Annotated in this window: 19 protein-coding genes; 15 read left to right on the top strand and 4 right to left on the bottom strand. The window is 38.0% G+C overall.

The window, feature by feature from the left end:
* Window positions 1–2: 2 nt before the first annotated feature.
* Window positions 3–797, top strand: coding sequence for a response regulator transcription factor (locus tag EHV10_RS03140; protein WP_128673370.1), 795 nt, complete (start codon window positions 3–5; stop codon window positions 795–797).
* Between the two features lie 75 nt (window positions 798–872).
* Here EHV10_RS03140 and EHV10_RS03135 read toward each other — a convergent pair whose 3' ends face one another.
* A complete protein-coding gene (locus tag EHV10_RS03135) occupies window positions 873–2,261 on the bottom strand; it encodes an ISNCY family transposase (RefSeq protein WP_128673369.1) in 1,389 nt (462 codons plus the stop codon).
* 250 nt (window positions 2,262–2,511) lie between these two features.
* Between EHV10_RS03135 and rpsF the strand changes: the two genes are divergently transcribed.
* The 12 genes from rpsF to EHV10_RS03075 all read left to right on the top strand — a co-directional run bounded on the left by rpsF (window position 2,512) and on the right by EHV10_RS03075 (window position 11,348).
* Window positions 2,512–2,799, top strand: a complete 288-nt coding sequence (gene rpsF, locus EHV10_RS03130) for a 30S ribosomal protein S6 (protein WP_007595672.1) — start codon at window positions 2,512–2,514, stop codon at window positions 2,797–2,799.
* Window positions 2,800–2,822: 23 nt separating this feature from the next.
* Window positions 2,823–3,269, top strand: coding sequence for a single-stranded DNA-binding protein (locus EHV10_RS03125; protein ID WP_007595674.1), 447 nt, complete (start codon window positions 2,823–2,825; stop codon window positions 3,267–3,269).
* A gap of 27 nt (window positions 3,270–3,296) precedes the next feature.
* Complete coding sequence (gene rpsR / locus EHV10_RS03120; protein WP_128673368.1) at window positions 3,297–3,566, top strand: 30S ribosomal protein S18; 270 nt, start codon at window positions 3,297–3,299, stop codon at window positions 3,564–3,566.
* 177 nt (window positions 3,567–3,743) lie between these two features.
* On the top strand, window positions 3,744–5,090 hold the full coding sequence (locus EHV10_RS03115) for an N-acetylmuramoyl-L-alanine amidase family protein (protein ID WP_128673367.1): 1,347 nt from the start codon (window positions 3,744–3,746) through the stop codon (window positions 5,088–5,090).
* A 12-nt stretch (window positions 5,091–5,102) separates the two neighbouring features.
* Window positions 5,103–5,513 carry an HIT family protein gene (locus EHV10_RS03110; RefSeq protein WP_007595678.1) on the top strand — a complete coding sequence of 137 codons (411 nt, stop codon included), beginning with the start codon at window positions 5,103–5,105 and terminating at the stop codon, window positions 5,511–5,513.
* Window positions 5,513–6,142, top strand: a complete 630-nt coding sequence (locus EHV10_RS03105) for a rhomboid family intramembrane serine protease (RefSeq protein WP_207667124.1) — start codon at window positions 5,513–5,515, stop codon at window positions 6,140–6,142. The genes EHV10_RS03110 and EHV10_RS03105 overlap by 1 nt, the downstream gene beginning before the upstream one ends.
* A gap of 88 nt (window positions 6,143–6,230) precedes the next feature.
* Window positions 6,231–7,007 carry a 30S ribosomal protein S2 gene (gene rpsB, locus EHV10_RS03100; RefSeq protein ID WP_128673366.1) on the top strand — a complete coding sequence of 259 codons (777 nt, stop codon included), beginning with the start codon at window positions 6,231–6,233 and terminating at the stop codon, window positions 7,005–7,007.
* An 89-nt stretch (window positions 7,008–7,096) separates the two neighbouring features.
* Window positions 7,097–8,041, top strand: a complete 945-nt coding sequence (gene tsf / locus EHV10_RS03095) for a translation elongation factor Ts (protein ID WP_128673365.1) — start codon at window positions 7,097–7,099, stop codon at window positions 8,039–8,041.
* A gap of 79 nt (window positions 8,042–8,120) precedes the next feature.
* The gene (locus EHV10_RS03090; RefSeq protein ID WP_128673364.1) at window positions 8,121–8,345 is read left to right on the top strand and encodes a hypothetical protein; all 225 of its coding nucleotides are present in this window, start codon (window positions 8,121–8,123) and stop codon (window positions 8,343–8,345) included.
* 1 nt (window position 8,346) lies between these two features.
* The gene (locus EHV10_RS03085; protein ID WP_128673363.1) at window positions 8,347–9,072 is read left to right on the top strand and encodes a phosphatase; all 726 of its coding nucleotides are present in this window, start codon (window positions 8,347–8,349) and stop codon (window positions 9,070–9,072) included.
* Window positions 9,073–9,091: 19 nt separating this feature from the next.
* Window positions 9,092–10,492: an MATE family efflux transporter gene (locus EHV10_RS03080; RefSeq protein ID WP_128673362.1), complete on the top strand. Its 1,401-nt coding sequence runs from the start codon at window positions 9,092–9,094 to the stop codon at window positions 10,490–10,492.
* A complete protein-coding gene (locus EHV10_RS03075) occupies window positions 10,485–11,348 on the top strand; it encodes a DMT family transporter (RefSeq protein WP_128673361.1) in 864 nt (287 codons plus the stop codon). Before EHV10_RS03080 ends, EHV10_RS03075 begins: the two co-directional genes overlap by 8 nt.
* A 107-nt stretch (window positions 11,349–11,455) precedes the next feature.
* Here the strand turns inward: EHV10_RS03075 and EHV10_RS03070 are convergent, their stop codons facing one another.
* The 3 genes from EHV10_RS03070 to EHV10_RS03060 form a co-directional block, all read right to left on the bottom strand.
* Complete coding sequence (locus EHV10_RS03070) at window positions 11,456–12,688, bottom strand: HEAT repeat domain-containing protein (protein WP_128673360.1); 1,233 nt, start codon at window positions 12,686–12,688, stop codon at window positions 11,456–11,458.
* Window positions 12,689–12,909: 221 nt separating this feature from the next.
* On the bottom strand, window positions 12,910–14,136 hold the full coding sequence (locus EHV10_RS03065; protein WP_128673359.1) for a dicarboxylate/amino acid:cation symporter: 1,227 nt from the start codon (window positions 14,134–14,136) through the stop codon (window positions 12,910–12,912).
* Between the two features lie 20 nt (window positions 14,137–14,156).
* Window positions 14,157–15,437, bottom strand: coding sequence for an L-cysteine desulfidase family protein (locus tag EHV10_RS03060; RefSeq protein ID WP_128673587.1), 1,281 nt, complete (start codon window positions 15,435–15,437; stop codon window positions 14,157–14,159).
* 206 nt (window positions 15,438–15,643) lie between these two features.
* Between EHV10_RS03060 and EHV10_RS03055 the strand changes: the two genes are divergently transcribed.
* Window positions 15,644–16,564, top strand: a complete 921-nt coding sequence (locus tag EHV10_RS03055) for a LysR family transcriptional regulator (RefSeq protein WP_128673358.1) — start codon at window positions 15,644–15,646, stop codon at window positions 16,562–16,564.
* A 140-nt stretch (window positions 16,565–16,704) separates the two neighbouring features.
* The gene (gene uvrB / locus EHV10_RS03050; protein ID WP_128673357.1) at window positions 16,705–18,672 is read left to right on the top strand and encodes an excinuclease ABC subunit UvrB; all 1,968 of its coding nucleotides are present in this window, start codon (window positions 16,705–16,707) and stop codon (window positions 18,670–18,672) included.
* The last annotated feature ends 17 nt before the right edge of the window (window positions 18,673–18,689 follow it).

Genomic DNA, 18,689 nt, shown 5'->3' with positions numbered 1-18,689 from the left:
ATATGCATAAGATTATTATAGTTGAAGATGAGGAGATTATAAGAAACGGTCTGGCTATTTCCTTTGAGTGGATGGATTACGGATGCAACATAGTTGGACTGGCAAAGGACGGCAAAGAAGGGCTTGATATGATACTGAAGCTAAATCCGGATATAGTTATCAGCGATATCAAGATGCCGAAGATGACCGGAATAGAAATGATACAAAATGCCAAGCTTCAAGGCAAGGATTTTTTCAGTATAATACTCACCAGTTATGCGGAATTTAATTATGCCAAAAGTGCTATAGAGTTTGGTGCATCGGGATATTTGCTAAAACCTGTAGACGAGGATGAGCTTACAGAACTGTTAAAATCAATAACCGAGAAAATAAATAAAAACAACAGGCAAAAAAAGATAGAGGAAAGTGTAAAGGATAAGATAATAGAAAAGGAAGACGACTGGAAAATATTTTTAAAAGCCGGAGAAAGCTCGGATTCTATTATAAGATCTGTTTATGATATTATACAAAGTAAATATACGGAGAGGCTGAGCATAAATGATGTGGCGGATGAGCTTAAGGTAAGCAACAGTTATATCAGCAGGAAGTTAAAGACAAAGCTTAATACAAGTTTTGTGGATTTGTTGAGTCAATACAGGATAAAAAAGGCCATTTCCTATCTGGAAAAGTCGGATCTTATGATATATGAAATATCATGTAAAGTCGGATTCAGTGATTACAAGTATTTTTGTACCGTATTTAAAAAATACACTTCATTAAGTCCTTCGGAATATCAAAAAAACAAAGCAAAAAGATAATGATTTATCGCTGTCAAGCATAAATGATTATGTCCCAAAAAAATTAATTTATAAGCCCCATAAAAGGGGCTTTTATCATGCACTTTTTATGTCTTCTTCAATTCTGTGTGGCTGTGAGTGTACGAATTTATAAAAGGCACCTAATCTCCAAGGATGGTTCATTGGTGGAATATAAGGTTTTCTAGGCTCGGGTTGTTTGTAATCAGAATCCAAGTCCTTAGATTTATGCTCATGGGGCGGTATTTCTTCCAGAGCGTAAATATCTTTGTCATTTACGCACGCAAACAGAGACCTATCAAATGCTTTGATAAGCATAACCTTGGTACCTTTTCGGTAATGGGTCTGCATTCCTTTATTATCTACCATCTTATAAAATTTCTTCTCGAATTGAATCGCATGTCCGGCATCAACAGTTCTCTCGGTTAAAACCGCCAAAGTAAGATTTATTTTTTCTTTAGACGGTTGCTTTTCAAAGACAGATTTGATACCATTACATGGAAGTGAGAACTTCTCATTGAATTCTTTTATGTAGTGGTAAAGGAATTCATTGGCATTATTGATGTCGGTTACGCCTGCGAGTCTAAACTCAATAGGCAGGCGTGACTGTAAGGTTTGATTCAATCGTTCTATGCGTCCTTTAGCCTGTGGTACGCTGCTTGATTCAAGTTGTATACCAAGTTGCTTGCAGGCGTAAGCGAACTGTGTATAGGTGTCTTTGTCGTCAGATAAGGCACCTTTTTTCTTGTATGTAAATACAGTTCGTTTATCAGTAAGAAACTTATAGGGAATACCATAATCAGTAAGAATCTGTTCAAACACATGGTAGTAGCCGTTAAGAGTCTCTTGAGTATCAAACCATGCACCCGTAACAACACCTGAGGCATCATCAATGGCCAAATGTAGATGCCATATCTGTCCGGGCACCCATTCATAAGGGGTAGCATCCATTTGAAGCAATTCACCGAAATAAGCACATCTTGGACGACGACTGTGAGCATCTTCAACTGCTACTAAGTTAGCTTGTATCTGTGATAATTCTTTTTTTGATGTTGCAGCTTGCTTCTTGGCTCTGAGAGCCTGCTTAATGCGTCTACGTTTAGCTTTTGTAGCCTTTGGAGATAGAATGTACTCTGACTCCAAAATACTCATTACAGAGGAAGAAGAGATGCTTATACCCTCATGCTTTTTAAGAAGCTCCGTATAGTGTTCAAAGTTAGCCTCGTAGTATTTAGTTCTGTATAGATCAATAACCTGACTTCTGACATCAGGACGTATAGTGGTGGCAGGCTTCTTACCTCTGTTACCATGGATAAAGAATGCCTTACCATCTTTAATATAACCTTGTATCATACGGTTTATATGCCTCTTGGTGCATCCTAGGATAAGAGCAGCTCTATCCTTATTAGCTGTATCCGAGTGATCTACCAGCCCTTTAATAACCTCATATTTTCTTTGTTCATTCATTGATAAAATAACCTTTCTGATAAGTCAGTCCCTCCTAGTGTTAGAATATACAAAATACTATTCTACCATAAGTGGGACATTTTTATTTGTGGTATACCAGGACTTTATCATTTATGGCTTATACAAAGCAAAAAGATAATGATTTATCGCTTGCAATAGAAAATAAACTATGATATTATTAAGTACTGTGACACATAATCCTTGCTTTTGATATCAATATCAAAGGCCAGAGACCAAGAGGAGGTAAGAAATGACAAGTACATATGAATTAGCATTAGTGCTTAATGGTAAGCTTGAAGATGATGCAAGAGCGGAAGCTCTGGAGAAAGTTCAAAACTACATCACAAGATTTGGTGGAAGCGTTGTAAATGTCGATGATTGGGGTAAGAAGAGATTTGCCTATGACATTAACAAACAAAAAGAAGGATTCTACTATTTCATTAAGTTCCAGTCAGAGGATAACAATTGTCCTAACGAGTTAGAGGCAAATGTTCGTATCATGGAATCAGTTGTGAGATACCTAGTCGTTAAGCAGTAAGCTTAATATAAAGGAGAGATTGTATGAACAGAGCCATATTAATGGGCAGACTAACAAGAGACCCGGAAGTAAGATATTCAAGTGGTGAGAGATCTATGGCAATTGCAAGATATACTCTTGCGGTAGATAGAGGTTTCAAACGTGGAGACTCATCTGAACAGAACGCAGACTTTATACCATGTGTTGCATTTGATAAAGCCGGCGAGTTTGCAGAGAGATATTTTAGACAGGGAATGAGAGTATTGGTTTCAGGTCGTATTCAGACAGGAAGTTATACCAACAAAGAAGGTCAAAAAGTTTATACAACTGAGGTCATTATAGATACTCAGGAATTTGCAGACAGTAAGGGAGCAAGTGATGGCTCAAGCAGCTATCAGGCTTCTACAAGACCGTCACCGGCATCAGCGAGTACAGACGGATTTATGAATATTCCGGACGGAGTTGATGACGAGGGTCTACCATTTAACTAGGTTAAAATTAAGAAAGGGGACTTTATCATGGCATTTAACAAGGCTGACAGAGCAGAAGGCTCTAGAAAAAGACCTGCTAACGGATTACGCAGGAGAAAGAAAGTTTGTGCATTCTGTAGTGATAAGGAAAAGGCTATTGATTATAAAGATGTGGCAACTCTTAGAAAATATATTTCAGAGAGAGGAAAAATCCTTCCAAGAAGAATTTCAGGAAGCTGCGCTAAGCATCAGAGAGAAATCACAGTAGCTATCAAGAAGGCTAGACATATAGCTCTTCTTCCTTACGTTGTAGAATAAAATTTACAAAAAATATAACAAAACCCGTTTTTGTCTAAGACAGAGACGGGTTTTTTGCGTTAGTTAAGGTAAATGTAATGAAAAATACAACCTTGTAGTGTATAATATATGGTACAAAAGAGTGTATAGCATAAACATTAAAATCTTTAACGAGTATAAACGATAATGGAGTAGGATATGAAAAAGAAAATACTGTTACCGATTTTGACTTTCGGTTTACTTTTGGTAACACCTTTAAGCGCATATGCAGAAGGCTGGGTAAAATCGGGTTCAGACTGGACTTACTTGGACAGAAACAATAATAAAATAACAAATGAGTGGAGAAAAGGCGCAGATGACAAATGGCGTTATCTAAACGATGCCGGTGTTATGGCTACCAACAGCTGGGTAGACGATGACAAATATTATGTCGATGATCAGGGACTTATAGTGGAAGGCTGGAGAAAATTAAAGGACAGAGGTGAAGATTACTGGGCTTATTTTCAGGTCGGAGGTAAGGCTGTCAAAGGAAATTGGAAGAGCATAAACAACCAATATTATTACTTTGATGAAGACGGAAAGATGCTTACCGGGTGGATACTAGATGATAACTACTATATAAAAAGTGACGGAACCATGGTGACAGGCTGGTATAAACTTATGCCGCCAAATGATGAAGGGGAAAGAAGAACAGGTCCAAATTCATCTTCAGAAGAGAAGTGGTTCTACTTTACAAATACAGGAAAGAAGTTTAAACCCGTACTTACAAACGGATCAAAATACGGCGAGAAGAAGATAGACGGTGTAAGATATGCTTTTAATGAAAACGGAGAACTTGTTACAGGCTGGGTACAGATTTCCGGAGGTTCAAATCCTACTATCAAAAATTTTAAGTATATGAATGAGGACGGAACTCTAAGAACAGGATGGTATTCCACAGAGCCGCCTGAGGAGCTCCTAGGAGAGTACAATCATACGGTTGAATGGTTCTACTTCTCATCCACAGGAGAACCTGTTGCATCAAAGAATGAAAAACTGAATGCAAGTGATTTGCAGAAAATAAAGGGAAATCAGTATCTCTTTAATAAAAATGGAACACCTGTATACGGTATTCAAAAGGTTTATCAGGGGAATACATACTCGGCATACTACTTCGGGAATGAGTCACAATGCTATCTTATGAAGGGTAAGCAAACAATAAAGGACGGAACCGGTAAGTCGGAGGAGTATTTTTTCCAGACTTCAACAGGTAAGGGGCTGACAGGCACAAAAGATCACAAGCTTTACTACAAGGGAAGACTTGTAAAAGCAAATGAGTCTTTAAAGTATCAGGTTTTTGCGGTTCCGAATGAGAGTGGAAGCGGTAATACATACTATGTGGTGAACTCATCAGGTAAGATAGTATCAAACGGCAAAGTAAAAGATGCCGATAAGGTGGAGTATAAGACCAATTCGGCAGGAGTGCTTGTGGCAATAGACGGTGATACAAATATAAAGGGAACTTTTGAAACACCGCAGGAACCTGAGTGGACTAATAATGATTAAAGCGAGGTAAATATGGATTGTATTTTTTGTAAAATAGCAAATGGAGAGATTCCTTCAGATACAGTTTTTGAAGACGACAATTTTAAGGTAATACTTGATTTATCACCTGCAAGCAAGGGACATATGCTTATATTACCGAAGACACATGCAAGAGATATCACGGAACTTGGTGAGGATATAGCCGGAAAGGCAATTGTTTTGGCTGCGAAACTCGGTAAGGCATCTATGGCGGCTCTTGGAGCTACCGGATTTAATACTCTGGCAAATACAGGAGAGAGTGCAGGACAGACGGTTTTCCACTGCCATATACATGTAATACCGAGATATGATGATGCTTCAAGTATTGTAAGTTGGGTGCCGGGACAGTCGGATAAAGAAGTGCAAAAAGAAACAGCAAAGAAAATAGCAGAGTGTATCAGATAATGGAACTTGGAATAGGTAAGAAAAATTATGTTGCAATCAGTATTATAGTTGTAAATATTATATACTTTATCTTCCTTGAAACCCATGGCGGCTCCGAAAATACTATGGTAATGCTGAAATACGGTGCGGCTTTTCCCGAGAACATTAAAAACGGTGAGTATTACAGACTTGTAACTTCCATGTTTATGCATTTCGGAATAGAACATATAGTCAACAATATGCTTATTTTAGTACTGCTTGGAGGAAAACTTGAAGATATACTGGGACATGTGAGATTCTTCATTATATATATACTCTCAGGTATACTTGCAAATATAGGTTCGGATTGGTTTCAGACTTATACAGGTGATGTGGCTGTAAGTGCCGGTGCTTCAGGTGCGATATTCGGTATAGTGGGAGCGCTTTTATATGCTTTACTTGTAAACAGAGGAAGAATAAAGGATTTGAGTATACAACAGATAGCAATCTCTCTTGCACTTATGCTTTATACAGGATTCAGGACTACAGGCGTGGATAATGCCGCACATGTTGCAGGCGCTGCGGCGGGATTTATATTATGTCTTATTTTGTATCATGGTAATAAAAAAGAAGAGTTGCAATCTGATGAATATTATGATAGAATTCTATAGCTAAATAAGCACATCAAGTGAATAGGGAAAGAGGTGCCATAGGTCCTTTTCTTAAGCTTGATGGAAGAAAAACCAAAGGAGAAAAACAATGAGTGTTATTTCAATGAAGCAGTTACTTGAGGCAGGTGTTCACTTCGGACATCAGACAAGAAGATGGAACCCTAAGATGGCTCCATATATCTACACAGAGAGAAACGGTATTCACATTATCGATCTTCAGCAGAGTGTAGGTATGGTTGATACAGCATACAATGCTATGTCAGACATAGCTAAGGATGGTGGAAAGATCCTTTTCGTAGGAACAAAGAAGCAGGCACAGGATGCTATCAAGGAAGAGGCTGAGCGTTGCGGAATGTACTATGTTAACGAGAGATGGCTTGGTGGAATGCTTACAAACTTTAAGACAATCCAGTCAAGAATCAAGAGACTTCGTCAGTTGGAAGAGATGAGCGAAGACGGTACATTTGATTTACTTCCAAAGAAGGAAGTTATTCAGTTAAAGAAGGAATGGGAGAAGCTTGAGAAGAACCTCGGCGGTATCAAGGATATGAAGAACATTCCTGACGCTATATTTATTATAGATCCAAAGAAGGAGAGAATCTGTGTTCAGGAGGCTCATACTTTAGGTATTCCACTTATCGGTATCTGTGATACAAACTGTGATCCTGATGAGCTAGATTATCTTATCCCGGGAAATGATGATGCTATCCGTGCTGTAAAGCTTATCGTAGCTAAGATGGCAGACGCCGTTATCGAGGCAAATCAGGGTGAGATCCTTTCAACATCAGAGGATGTTGCTGATGATTCACTTGAGGGTGAGACATTCGCTCCTGATAAGGAAGCATTGGACGACAGACAGTTTTAATATTAAAAATAATTGACTTACAGGCAGGTTGCAAAGAGGGTTTACCGCTTTGCAACTTGTCATATTATAAATGTTTAGGAGGTTTTACAATGGCAGCAGTAACAGCAGCAATGGTAAAAGAATTAAGAGAGATGACAGGCGCAGGAATGATGGACTGTAAGAAGGCCCTCGCTGCAACTGATGGAGATATGGATGCGGCAGTTGATTTCCTTCGTGAGAAGGGACTTGCAGGAGCACAGAAGAAGGCAGGTCGTATAGCAGCTGAAGGTATCGTAGATGTTTGTGTAAGCGATGATGCAAAGAAAGCGGTTGTACTTGAGGTTAATGCCGAGACAGACTTCGTTGCAAAGAATGAGAAGTTCAGAACTTATGTTGCAGAGGTTGCAGCACAGGCATTAAAGACAACTGCAAACAATACAGAAGAGTTCTTGAACGAGAAGTGGGAGCTTGATGAGGGCCTTACAGTAGGCGAGAAGCTTTCAAGCATGATCTCAATCATCGGTGAGAATATGTCAATCAGAAGATTCGAGAAGGTAGAAGAGAATGCCGGTTGTGTAGTTTCATATATTCATGCCGGTGGAAAGATCGGTGTTCTTGTAGATGTTACAACTGATGTTGTAAACGATGAAATCAAAGAGATGGCTAAAAATGTTGCAATGCAGGTTGCAGCACTTCATCCGAAGTATACTTCAGACAAGGAAGTTGATGCAGAGTACCTTGCAAAGGAGAGAGAGATTCTCTTAGCTCAGATTAAGAACGATCCTAAGGAAGCTTCAAAGCCTGAGAAGGTGATCATGGGAATGATTGAGGGTAGAATTAAGAAGGAACTTAAAGAGATTTGTCTTCTTGACCAGCAGTATGTTAAGGCGGCAGACGGTAAGCAGTCAGTAGCTGCTTATGTAGCAGAGGTTGCTAAGGCAAACAATGCAAACATTTCTATCAAGGGATTCGTTAGATTCGAGACAGGTGAAGGCCTTGAGAAGAAGAGCGAGAACTTTGCAGAAGAAGTTGCAAAACAGATGTCAGGAAACTAATATAAATCAATAATATATTTAACCGGAGCCAAGATACTTTATATAATCTTGGCTTTAGTTGTACAAAAAAGGAGAAAATATGGATATCACAAAAATAGTAACAGATATAATAAATAAGGCAAAGGCAGATCCTGAACTTTTAGCAAATTTGGCTAAGGATCCTGAGAAAATAATAGAAAGCCTTACAGGTATTGATATACCTGACGGTCAGCTCGATTCAGTTGTTGCAGGTGTAAAGACACAGATAGCTAAGGTCGGCATTTCAAACGCTATGGATAAGTTGGGAGATCTTTTTAAGAACTGATATGGATTTTTTATTTGATTTGCATACGCATACAATCGCCAGCGGTCATGCATATTCCACATTGAAAGAAAACATGGAAGAAGCGGTGGAAAAAGGGCTTTTAGCATATGGATTTTCAGATCATAGTGAAGCGGTACCCGGTTCATGCAAAAATATATATTTCATGAATTTTAAGGTAATACCCAGAAGATATAAAGGGGTATTGATACTTAGAGGTGTAGAGGCAAATATAATTGATTTCAAGGGAAATTTAGATATTGATAATAATATTTTGAATCGACTTGATTATGTTATAGCCAGTATGCATACCATCTGTATAGAGCCAGGAAGCCTGCAGGAAAATATGGATGCATATTTTGGTGCCATGTCAAATCCATATGTAAAGATTATAGGGCATCCGGATGACGGAAGATATCCTATGGATCATGATGAACTGGCAAAGGAAGCCCAAAAAAAGGGCATTGTCCTTGAACTTAACAATTCATCATTGAATCCTAAGTCCGCAAGACTGCATGGAAGAGAGAATGCCATAAAGATGCTTGAGGCTGCAAGAAAATACGGTACATATATAATATGTAATACAGACAGCCATTATGCGGATGATGTGGGTGATTTCAGAAACTGTGCTACATTGTTGACTGAAATGGATTTCCCAAAAGAACTTATACTGAATGACAGTATAGATAATCTTAGGATGGTTTTAAATAAAAGTATTGACGAAATGTAAATGCTGTTTTGAGGTAATTATGGAAGAAAATATACAAAAGAAATCACAGGGAATCACAGATATGACCTGTGGAAAACCTTTAAAACTTATATTGGCATTTGCTATACCCATGCTTATAGGAACATTATTCCAGCAGTTCTACAGTATGGTGGATGCGGTAATGGTAGGTAAGTATCTGGGTGTTAATTCATTGGCAGCTGTGGGTTCCACAGGTGCCATCTTTTTCATGGTAAACGGCTTTGTTATTGGAAATACGGCAGGATTTTCCATACCTATAGCACAAAAATTCGGTGCAAAAGACTATAGTGAGATGAGAAGATTTACTATGAATGCGGTATATATGGGAATATTTTTTTCCGTAGTTCTTACTGCAATAGTCTGTCTGCTTACAAGGTTAATACTTGTAGTGACAAATACACCCGCAGAAATTCTGGATGAAGCATATATATATATTATTGTTATATTTGCAGGCATTCCTGTAATGTATCTTTATAATTTGACGGCAGGTATTATAAGAGCATTGGGAGATTCAAAGACTCCGCTGTATTTTCTTATAGTGGCGGCATTGCTTAATATAGTGCTGGATATTGTATCAATACAGTTTATGGGACTTGGAGTGGCAGGACCTGCCTATGCAACAGTTATATCACAGCTGGTATCCGGGATACTATGTGTAATATTTATGGTTAAAAGGTTTCATATATTAAAGCTTAAATCGGGAGAGGGCGGAGTATCTGCAAGGCATATAAAGATATTATTGTCCATGGGCATCCCTATGGGATTGCAGTATTCAATCACCGCCATAGGCTCTGTAATATTGCAGACGGCAGTAAACGGACTGGGAGCAGTGGTTGTAGCTGCGGTAACGGCAGGCAGTAAGATAAGCAGCTTCTGTGTGGCTGTAACGGATGCTCTTGGAGCGACCATGGCTACTTATTGCGGACAGAATGTAGGTGCCGGAAAGCTTGAAAGAGTAAAGGAAGGCGTAAGAGTAGCTACAATAATAGGAATAATATATTCTGCAATAGTATTTGTTTTAATGATATTTATCGGTGGAGAATTGCCAAAGTTTTTCATTGATGCAACAAAGACGGATGTAATAGAAAAAGCAAGGATATTCCTTTTGTGGAATTCGGGCTTTTATTTTGCACTTATCTTTGTTAATGTATGGAGAAACTCCATTCAAGGTATGGGATTTCCTATGTTTGCTATATTGTCGGGAGTATGTGAGATGTTTGCAAGAGGATTTATAGGTTTTGTGGCAGTTCCACATCTTGGTTTTGTGGCGGCATGTATGGCATCACCTCTGGCATGGATAGTTGCGGATATGTTTCTTATACCCGGATTTTTATATTGCATAAATGTATTAAGAGGAGTATTTAGAGAAAAAGAGATAAGAGAAAAATTTCATTATGAATAAAAATAATAAAAAAATAGGAATATTGTACATACTTGGAGCTGCATTCGGTTTTTCCCTAATGGGACTCTTTGTGCGAATGGCGGGAGAACTGCCCACATTTGAAAAGGTGTTTTTCAGAAATTTGATTGCAGCCTTTGTAGCACTCTTTATGCTTATAAAAAACGGTTATAAGTGGGAAAATATAGGAAGAAAAAATTGGATTTTATTATTTATCAGGTCAACTTGTGGATTTATCGGTGTTATATGTAACTTCTATGCAATTGACCATATGAATATTGCAGATGCTTCTATATTGAATAAACTTAGTCCTTTTTTTGCAATACTGATAAGTTTTATAATTTTACAAGAAAAACCGGTTATGATGGATATTCTAACTACTGCAGTAGCATTTATAGGTGCGATATTTGTAGTAAAGCCAAGTGCAAATTTTGCCTTTGTAGTAGCTATGATAGGAGTCATGGGCGGACTTATGGCAGGCATTGCATATGCTTTAGTGAGAAAGATGACCGGTAACGGTGTGAAGGGAATGTTCATAGTATTTTCATTCTCGGTTTTTTCAAGCATATGCTGTATACCGCTTATGGCTATAGATTTTATCATTCCAAGCCATATACAGTTTATAATGCTTATGGGTTCGGGATGTTCTGCAATGTTGGGACAGATTTGCATCACAAAAGCCTATACTTATGCTCCTGCAAAAGAAATCTCGGTATATGACTATACACAGGTTATATATTCAGCACTTTTAGGATTTATATTTGTAGGTCAGATTCCGGACAGATTAAGCTTTATAGGATATACAATTATTATATCTATGGCAGTACTGAAGTGGATGTACAATAATAAAGGGAATTAGAGATTTATATTACACTAAGATATTTTTACTTATTTTGGTAAAGCTGTTGAAATATAAAGTTAAAAAATGCGACTTGAGTTTTATTTACCCTTGTCGCATTTTATGATTTATTTTGCAAGCTCTTTAGAAAAAACATCCTTTATAAATGAGGCATCTTTGTCCGTCAAAGCTTCAATTACAGATTTTATAGATGCCAGGGCTTCTTTTTTTCCATGGGCATGTATTACTTCAATAGCAGAAGCACGTGCCAAACTGTTTGCATTAGGATCCTTAATAATTTCAATCATTGCAGCTATTATTTTATCCTTATTGTAGTACGGATTTTGTACTTTCCATTCTTCAAAACCCGTATCAGATATATCACTCAAATAATTAAGCACTGTAAACTCAGGTATATTTTCATTTCTTGATGTCTTTTCAATATACTCAACAGTCGCATTATAAGCAGTTTCATTATGACCGTTCATATAAGTAGGATTAAGCCACATGTCTATAAGAGCTTTTCCACAGATACCATGAAGTTCATATTTACTGTCATCAAGAAGTATTGTTTTTAAATACTCCGTGATTTTTGTATTATCTCTAAATACTCCGCTTTTTTCACATGCAGTTCTCATAACTTCTTTATTCTCATCCTGCATAAGTTCAAAAACCAGATCTTGCGCTCCTTCTATGTCCTTATTAGAACCGATGCATAACCAATAGGCTGCTCTTTCTCTTACTCCGGGATTCTCATTTTTAGCCATATCAAGAAGGAACTTTGCAATTTCGGGATCCTCTCCGGCTTTATATGCTACTACACTGACAGCTCTTCTAAGTACATATGGCTCTGTTTCTGTCTTTAGGATTTCTTTTACTAAATCTATATTTTCTTCTTTTGCTCCGTTAAATTCATCCATCAGCTCACATGCAATACCCCTAAGTTGAGGATATTCACTTTTTATCAAGGTTTTTAGTACATTTTGGCTTACAGTATACTTAATGTTCTTATCGTCCAGCAATGAAAATGCCTGTTGTGTAACACTTCCGTCTTCAAGATTTAAATCTTCAGTAATGGGGACATATCTGTAAGTTGATACCAAATCTAAAAACTCTTCATCTGTAAGCTCATTCTTACCGATTAAGTTTTTTGTCAGATCTTCTACCGTCAAACTCTTATAGTCAAGATCACTTGTGTTTTTTTGGGATTCCAATTCTTTATTTTCTTCTACTACAGAGGAAGTTGAATCATCGGCACTTATCTTTGTCTCATCAGTTGAACTTTTACAGGCTGTAATACCTACAGAGGCTGTAATGGTAAGTGCAATTATAATATGCAGCAAGTATTTATTTTTTCTCATAACATTTTTCCTTTCGTGCATAAGAAAGTTATATGATGTCCGTAAAAAGTAAATTTACCGGGTTACAGTTCATATAATTAATAATCGTTTTGATACACTTAATATATACTATAATAATAAAGTATAGGCAATAGGTTCGTATGAAATATATAAAAAAATGGTTATCACTTTATGAATCCGGTTCTATAAGTGACAGCCATTTTTTATTTTACTCAAATATTTTACTCCAATATATTTCCAAGCTTTTGGGGTTCTATCTTATTCTTTTTTGCATATCCGGTAAGTATAAGTGTCAGAGCACCGTCACCTGTTACATTACAAGCTGTACCGAATGAATCCTGAAGTGCAAAGATTGTAAGCATAAGAGCTGTTCCGGTCTCATCAAACATAAGAACTCCGGTTATAAGACCGAGGGAAGCCATTACGGTACCTCCCGGAACTCCCGGTGCACCTATTGCAAATACACCAAGAAGAAGGCAGAACAGAATCATCTTTGCAGGAGAAGGGAATTCTCCGTAAAGCATTTTTGAAACTACCATAACAAAGAATGTCTCAGTCATAACAGAGCCGCAAAGGTGGATATTTGCAAACAGCGGAATACCGAAATTTACCATATCATCACGAAGTGTAGGTTCTGATTTCTTAGCACATTCCAGAGCAACTGAAAGTGTAGCGGCACTTGACATGGTACCTACCGCAGTCATATATGCAGGTCCGTAATGCTTTAAAATATCCAAAGGATTTGCTCCTGCATAAGCTCCGGCAATCAGATAAAGGAGTGCAAGCCAGATATAATGACCTATCATTACCATAATGATAATAACAAGGAACACAGGCAATTGTTTTGTTATACTTCCCTCATATGCGAGAGTTGCAAAAGTAGTACCGATAAGAACAGGAAGAACAGGAATAACAAATCTTGTTACTATGCTGAGTACAACCTTTTGGAATTCCTCCAAAACACCGGTAATAAGTTCGCTTCTGTTCCATGCTGCAGCCAATCCAACCATTACAGAGAAGAAAAGAGCACTCATAACAGGCATTATAGCCGGTATGGAAAGCTGGAATACAAGCTGAGGTAATTCCTTAAGACCTTCAACTTCAGGTGCCAGACTCATATGAGGAAGGATCAAAAATCCTGAGGCTGTAGCAAAGAATGCCGCACCGATTGAAGAAACATAGGCTATTATAAGAGCAACTATAAGTATTCTTGACGCATTGCTGCCAAGTCTTGTAATTGAAGGGGCAATAAAACCTATAATAATAAGCGGAATACAAAATCCTATAAATTGCCCTACAATATACTTAACAGTCACAATTATATTAAGCAGTGCTACAGAAACGGCACCTGTATCATTTTTGTTGAGGAAAAGCCCTACAGCAATACCTATTACAAGTGCAAGCAACAGCCTGAAAGGCAGACTGTTTAAAATACTATTCTTTTTCATATCAAAATCCTCCTAAAGATTTAATGGTTTTCCACCATAAGTTTTATAATCTCATTGTTTGTTTCTCTCATTCCGTCCTTGCCTATCTTTGAAATTCCCTTGATAGTCTCTTCAATATTGTTCATTACAATACCGTCACCGCCATGGAAAGCCTGGCCGTCTCTATACATGCTAAGTCCCATAATAGCCGCATCCACTGAAGAGGCTATCTTGGCCGCACATGATGCCTTTGCTCCGTCACACATAATACCCGATACTATAGCCAAAGTATTTACAACGGTGTGTTCCACAGCTTCAAGACTGCCTTCCGTAAGATAGGCGATACCTGCACCTGCACCTGCTCCTGCACTTACAGCACCGCAGTAGGCGGATAGTGTACCTATTCCATGTTTTTGATGTATGGAAGTAAGATTTGAAAGTGCAAGTGCACGATAAAGCTTTTCCTTTGATGCTTTTAATTCTTTGGCATACTCGATAACAGGAATTGAACAGGTGATACCTTGATTACCGCTTCCGGAGTTTATAATAACAGGAAGCTCACAACCGTTCATTCTGGCATCCGAGCCTGCGGCGGCTTTTGCCTTTGCTCTTACCTTTATATCATTGCCATAGGTATCAAGCAACACAGAACCTATATTTGCACCGTAATTTCCCAAAAGACCTTCTTCAGATATCGAAGTATTATAATATATCTGCCTGTCGAGAGTGTCTTTCACGTCCGATATATCCAGTGAGTTTATAAAATCCCAGATATCATCCATAGTGAGCAGATCTTTATCTGCACTTTTGGATGTAGCGTTATTTTCTATCTCAGCTTTAAAGATTATATCATTATTCTTTTCAATAAGCACTATATTTGTATGTTGATTTGTAATACGAATCTTTACATACTCATCATCAGCAAAAAGTGTAATAATAAGATCAAATACATAACCTATATCAAGAGGAATTACATCAATTTCTATATTATCCATAAAATTTGCAATTTCACATTTTTGGCTATCATCCACATCTGAAATAACTTCAAGTTTTCTGTCGGCATCACCTGCAACTATACCGGCCGCCACCGCCGCAGGTATACCTTTCAGATGTCCGGTATTTGGAACTATCACGCTCTTTACATTTTTGATTATACTTCCGCTGGCCTCCACAAGCACTTTTTTAGGCAATTTGCCAAGCACTTCCCTTGCCTTTGCAGCCGCATAAGCCAGCGCTATGGGTTCCGTACATCCCATAGCCGGTACAAGCTCGTCCTTTAATATTCGGACATAAGTCCTGTACCTGATATCATCCTTTTCCATTAAACTAAACACACCCCCAAACAGCTTGTTTTACTAAATATTATTATGGTAAATATTATGTATATATAGTATAGTAGGTCTATGTGTAAATTGTAAATCTTAAAAAATTAAATATATAATTCAAAAAAAATAAACATAATTAGTTAAATATATTTAATATGCTGTGGGACTACAAAAACATTTACCAACCATATAAAGGGGAAGTTATGGAAAATTTTTTAGATTTAAAGAAGCTGAATACCTTCGTGAAAATAGCGGAATCGGGGAGTTTTTACAAAGCCTCAATGATGCTTGGGTATTCACCGGCAGCTGTATCGATACAGATACAACAACTCGAGGTTGACCTTGGGATGAGACTTTTTGACAGACTCGGTAAGCAGGTGCGACTTACAGATCACGGAAAACAGTTTTATCCATATGCCGAGAAGATACTTATGCTCAATGAAGAGGCAAAAGAGTCACTTATCAGAACTGATGATATGCTGACAGGAGAACTTCGAATAGGAACCATAGATTCTATTTGCGACACATTATTTCCACAGGTTTTGGCGGAGTTTTATGAGAAAAATCCGAATGTAAATGTTGAAGTAAGGGTATGCACTCCGTCAGAGCTATTTGAAGGGATAAAACACAATAATATAGATATAATGCTCCTGCTTGACAAACCGAGTGTTTCAAAGGATTTTGTTGCGGATATACAGATGGAGACCGAAGTAGTATTTTGTGCTTCAAGAAATCACCCGTTGGCATGCAAAAACGAAATAGAACTTTCAGAGATCTTAAGTTATCCCTGTATACTTACTGAGAAAAATGCAAGCTACAGATATATTCTTGAGAGTAAACTCTCGGAGCTTGGTCTTGGTATAAAGCCAAGCATTGAATCACAGAATACCAATCTGATTATCAAACTCTTATGCAACAATATGGGTTATTCTTTGTTACCGAGATTTCTGATTGAGCCGAAACTAAGAGATAACACATTGGCTGTATTGCCTATAAAGGATTTTCATATAAAGGTGAATTATCAGGTACTGCATAAGAAAGATAAGTTTGTGAACAGACAAATGGAAAGCTTTATAAATATGTTGGAAAAGCAGGCAGGAATACTGCAGGTAAGCAATCCGTAAAACTGATTTATAATATATCAGAGCCATAAAAACAGATCAAAATATTTCGAACAAACGTTCTTTTTACTGTACTTTTATATTCTCACATGCTATAATTTTTCTAGGTTGGCAATGCCGACAGAATAGAAAGGTTAAAAATAATGGAATTTAAATTACATTCAGAGTTTTTGCCTACAGGAGATCAGCCTCAAGCAATAGAAGCGCTGGTAAAAGGATTTAAAGAGGGAAACCATTTTCAAACCTTGCTCGGTGCGACAGGTTCCGGTAAGACATTTACCATGGCAAATGTTATTCAAAAATTACAAAAGCCTACACTTATAATAGCGCATAATAAGACATTGGCAGCCCAGCTCTATGGAGAGTTCAAAGAGTTCTTTCCTGAAAATGCGGTGGAATACTTCGTTTCTTATTACGATTATTATCAGCCTGAGGCATATGTGCCTTCCACAGACACATATATCGAAAAAGACTCTGCAATAAATGACGAGATAGATAAACTCAGACACTCGGCCACAGCATCGCTTTCAGAAAGAAAAGATGTGATAATAGTGGCTTCAGTGTCATGTATATATGGACTTGGTAGCCCCATAGACTATCAGGAGATGGTAGTATCCTTAAGACCGGGAATGGAAAGAGACAGAGATGATGTCATAAGAAAGCTCATAGATATGCAGTATGACAGAAATGATATGGACTTTCACCGTGGTACTTTTCGTGTGCGTGGAGATGTGCTTGAAGTATTTCCGGCGGCATCCACATCCACAGCATTAAGATTTGAGTTCTTCGGTGATGAGGTGGACAGAATACTTGAGATAGATACACTGACAGGAAATATCCTGGCCGAACTTTCACATGCGGTCATTTTCCCGGCATCTCATTATGTGGTGGCGCCTGAAAAGATGATGATTGCCACACAAAATATTTTGGAAGAGTGTGAAGAGAGAGTAAAGTTCTTCAAATCGGAGGATAAGCTTATAGAAGCTCAGAGAATAGACGAACGAACTCATTTTGACGTGGAGATGATGAGAGAGACCGGATTTTGCTCGGGAATAGAAAACTACTCAAGACATCTTACAGGTTCAGCACCCGGTGAACCGCCATATACATTGATAGATTACTTTAAGGATGAATTTCTTATAATCGTAGACGAGTCTCATATTACCATTCCACAGGTCAGAGGAATGTATGCAGGTGACAGGTCCAGAAAAACCACACTGGTAAACTACGGTTTCAGACTGCCATCGGCACTTGATAACAGACCTTTGGAATTTTCGGAGTTTGAATCAAAGATAGATCAAATGCTTTTCGTATCAGCTACACCAAGTGTATATGAAAAAGAGCATGAAATGTTTAGAACGGAGCAGATCATAAGACCTACAGGACTTTTGGATCCGCCTATAAGTGTAAGACCTGTAGAAGGTCAGATAGATGATTTGATTTCCGAGGTAAACAAAGAAATCGAGAAAAAGAACAAGATACTTATCACCACTCTCACAAAGAGAATGGCGGAGGATCTTACCGAATATATGAAGGAAGTCGGTATCAGAGTAAGATACCTGCATTCAGATATTGATACATTAGAGAGAGCGGAGATTATCAGGGATATGAGACTTGATAAATTTGACGTACTTGTAGGTATCAATCTTTTGCGTGAGGGACTTGATATACCGGAGATTACCTTGGTGGCAATACTTGATGCGGATAAAGAGGGATTTTTAAGAAGTGAGACCTCACTTATTCAGACCATAGGAAGAGCTGCAAGAAATGCGGACGGACATGTAATAATGTATGCCGACAATATGACCGATTCAATGAAGGCGGCAATAGATGAGACCTACAGAAGAAGAGGCATACAGGAAGCCTACAATAAAGAGCACGGTATCACACCTACCACAATAAAAAAGGCGGTAAGAGATCTTATAGCAATATCAAAGGCTGCCGAGAGTGTGTCAACTATTGATAAGGATGTGGAATCCATGGATAAAGCGGAGATAAACAAGCTTATAAAAGAGCTTGAAAAGAAGATGTTTAGAGCCGCTGCGGAGCTGGATTTTGAAAATGCGGCACTATTGCGAGATAAGATAAGCGAGCTCAGAGCAAACTTATAAAAATAATAAATTGGAGA

This window comes from Lachnoanaerobaculum gingivalis, from assembly GCF_003862475.1.
In the GTDB taxonomy this organism is placed as follows: Bacteria; Bacillota; Clostridia; order Lachnospirales; family Lachnospiraceae; genus Lachnoanaerobaculum; species Lachnoanaerobaculum gingivalis.
The sequence above is the reverse complement of the archived record's forward strand: the minus strand, read 5'-3'. Positions and strand labels throughout refer to the sequence as shown.

Bases quoted from the DNA above. Each gene is read 5' to 3' on its own strand.
- EHV10_RS03140 (WP_128673370.1), top strand. From the start codon at position 3: ATGCATAAGATTATTATAGTTGAAGATGAGGAGATTATAAGAAACGGT.
- EHV10_RS03135 (WP_128673369.1), bottom strand. From the start codon at position 2,261: ATGAATGAACAAAGAAAATATGAGGTTATTAAAGGGCTGGTAGATCAC.
- rpsF (WP_007595672.1), top strand. From the start codon at position 2,512: ATGACAAGTACATATGAATTAGCATTAGTGCTTAATGGTAAGCTTGAA.
- EHV10_RS03125 (WP_007595674.1), top strand. From the start codon at position 2,823: ATGAACAGAGCCATATTAATGGGCAGACTAACAAGAGACCCGGAAGTA.
- rpsR (WP_128673368.1), top strand. From the start codon at position 3,297: ATGGCATTTAACAAGGCTGACAGAGCAGAAGGCTCTAGAAAAAGACCT.
- EHV10_RS03115 (WP_128673367.1), top strand. From the start codon at position 3,744: ATGAAAAAGAAAATACTGTTACCGATTTTGACTTTCGGTTTACTTTTG.
- EHV10_RS03110 (WP_007595678.1), top strand. From the start codon at position 5,103: ATGGATTGTATTTTTTGTAAAATAGCAAATGGAGAGATTCCTTCAGAT.
- EHV10_RS03105 (WP_207667124.1), top strand. From the start codon at position 5,513: ATGGAACTTGGAATAGGTAAGAAAAATTATGTTGCAATCAGTATTATA.
- rpsB (WP_128673366.1), top strand. From the start codon at position 6,231: ATGAGTGTTATTTCAATGAAGCAGTTACTTGAGGCAGGTGTTCACTTC.
- tsf (WP_128673365.1), top strand. From the start codon at position 7,097: ATGGCAGCAGTAACAGCAGCAATGGTAAAAGAATTAAGAGAGATGACA.
- EHV10_RS03090 (WP_128673364.1), top strand. From the start codon at position 8,121: ATGGATATCACAAAAATAGTAACAGATATAATAAATAAGGCAAAGGCA.
- EHV10_RS03085 (WP_128673363.1), top strand. From the start codon at position 8,347: ATGGATTTTTTATTTGATTTGCATACGCATACAATCGCCAGCGGTCAT.
- EHV10_RS03080 (WP_128673362.1), top strand. From the start codon at position 9,092: ATGGAAGAAAATATACAAAAGAAATCACAGGGAATCACAGATATGACC.
- EHV10_RS03075 (WP_128673361.1), top strand. From the start codon at position 10,485: ATGAATAAAAATAATAAAAAAATAGGAATATTGTACATACTTGGAGCT.
- EHV10_RS03070 (WP_128673360.1), bottom strand. From the start codon at position 12,688: ATGAGAAAAAATAAATACTTGCTGCATATTATAATTGCACTTACCATT.
- EHV10_RS03065 (WP_128673359.1), bottom strand. From the start codon at position 14,136: ATGAAAAAGAATAGTATTTTAAACAGTCTGCCTTTCAGGCTGTTGCTT.
- EHV10_RS03060 (WP_128673587.1), bottom strand. From the start codon at position 15,437: ATGGAAAAGGATGATATCAGGTACAGGACTTATGTCCGAATATTAAAG.
- EHV10_RS03055 (WP_128673358.1), top strand. From the start codon at position 15,644: ATGGAAAATTTTTTAGATTTAAAGAAGCTGAATACCTTCGTGAAAATA.
- uvrB (WP_128673357.1), top strand. From the start codon at position 16,705: ATGGAATTTAAATTACATTCAGAGTTTTTGCCTACAGGAGATCAGCCT.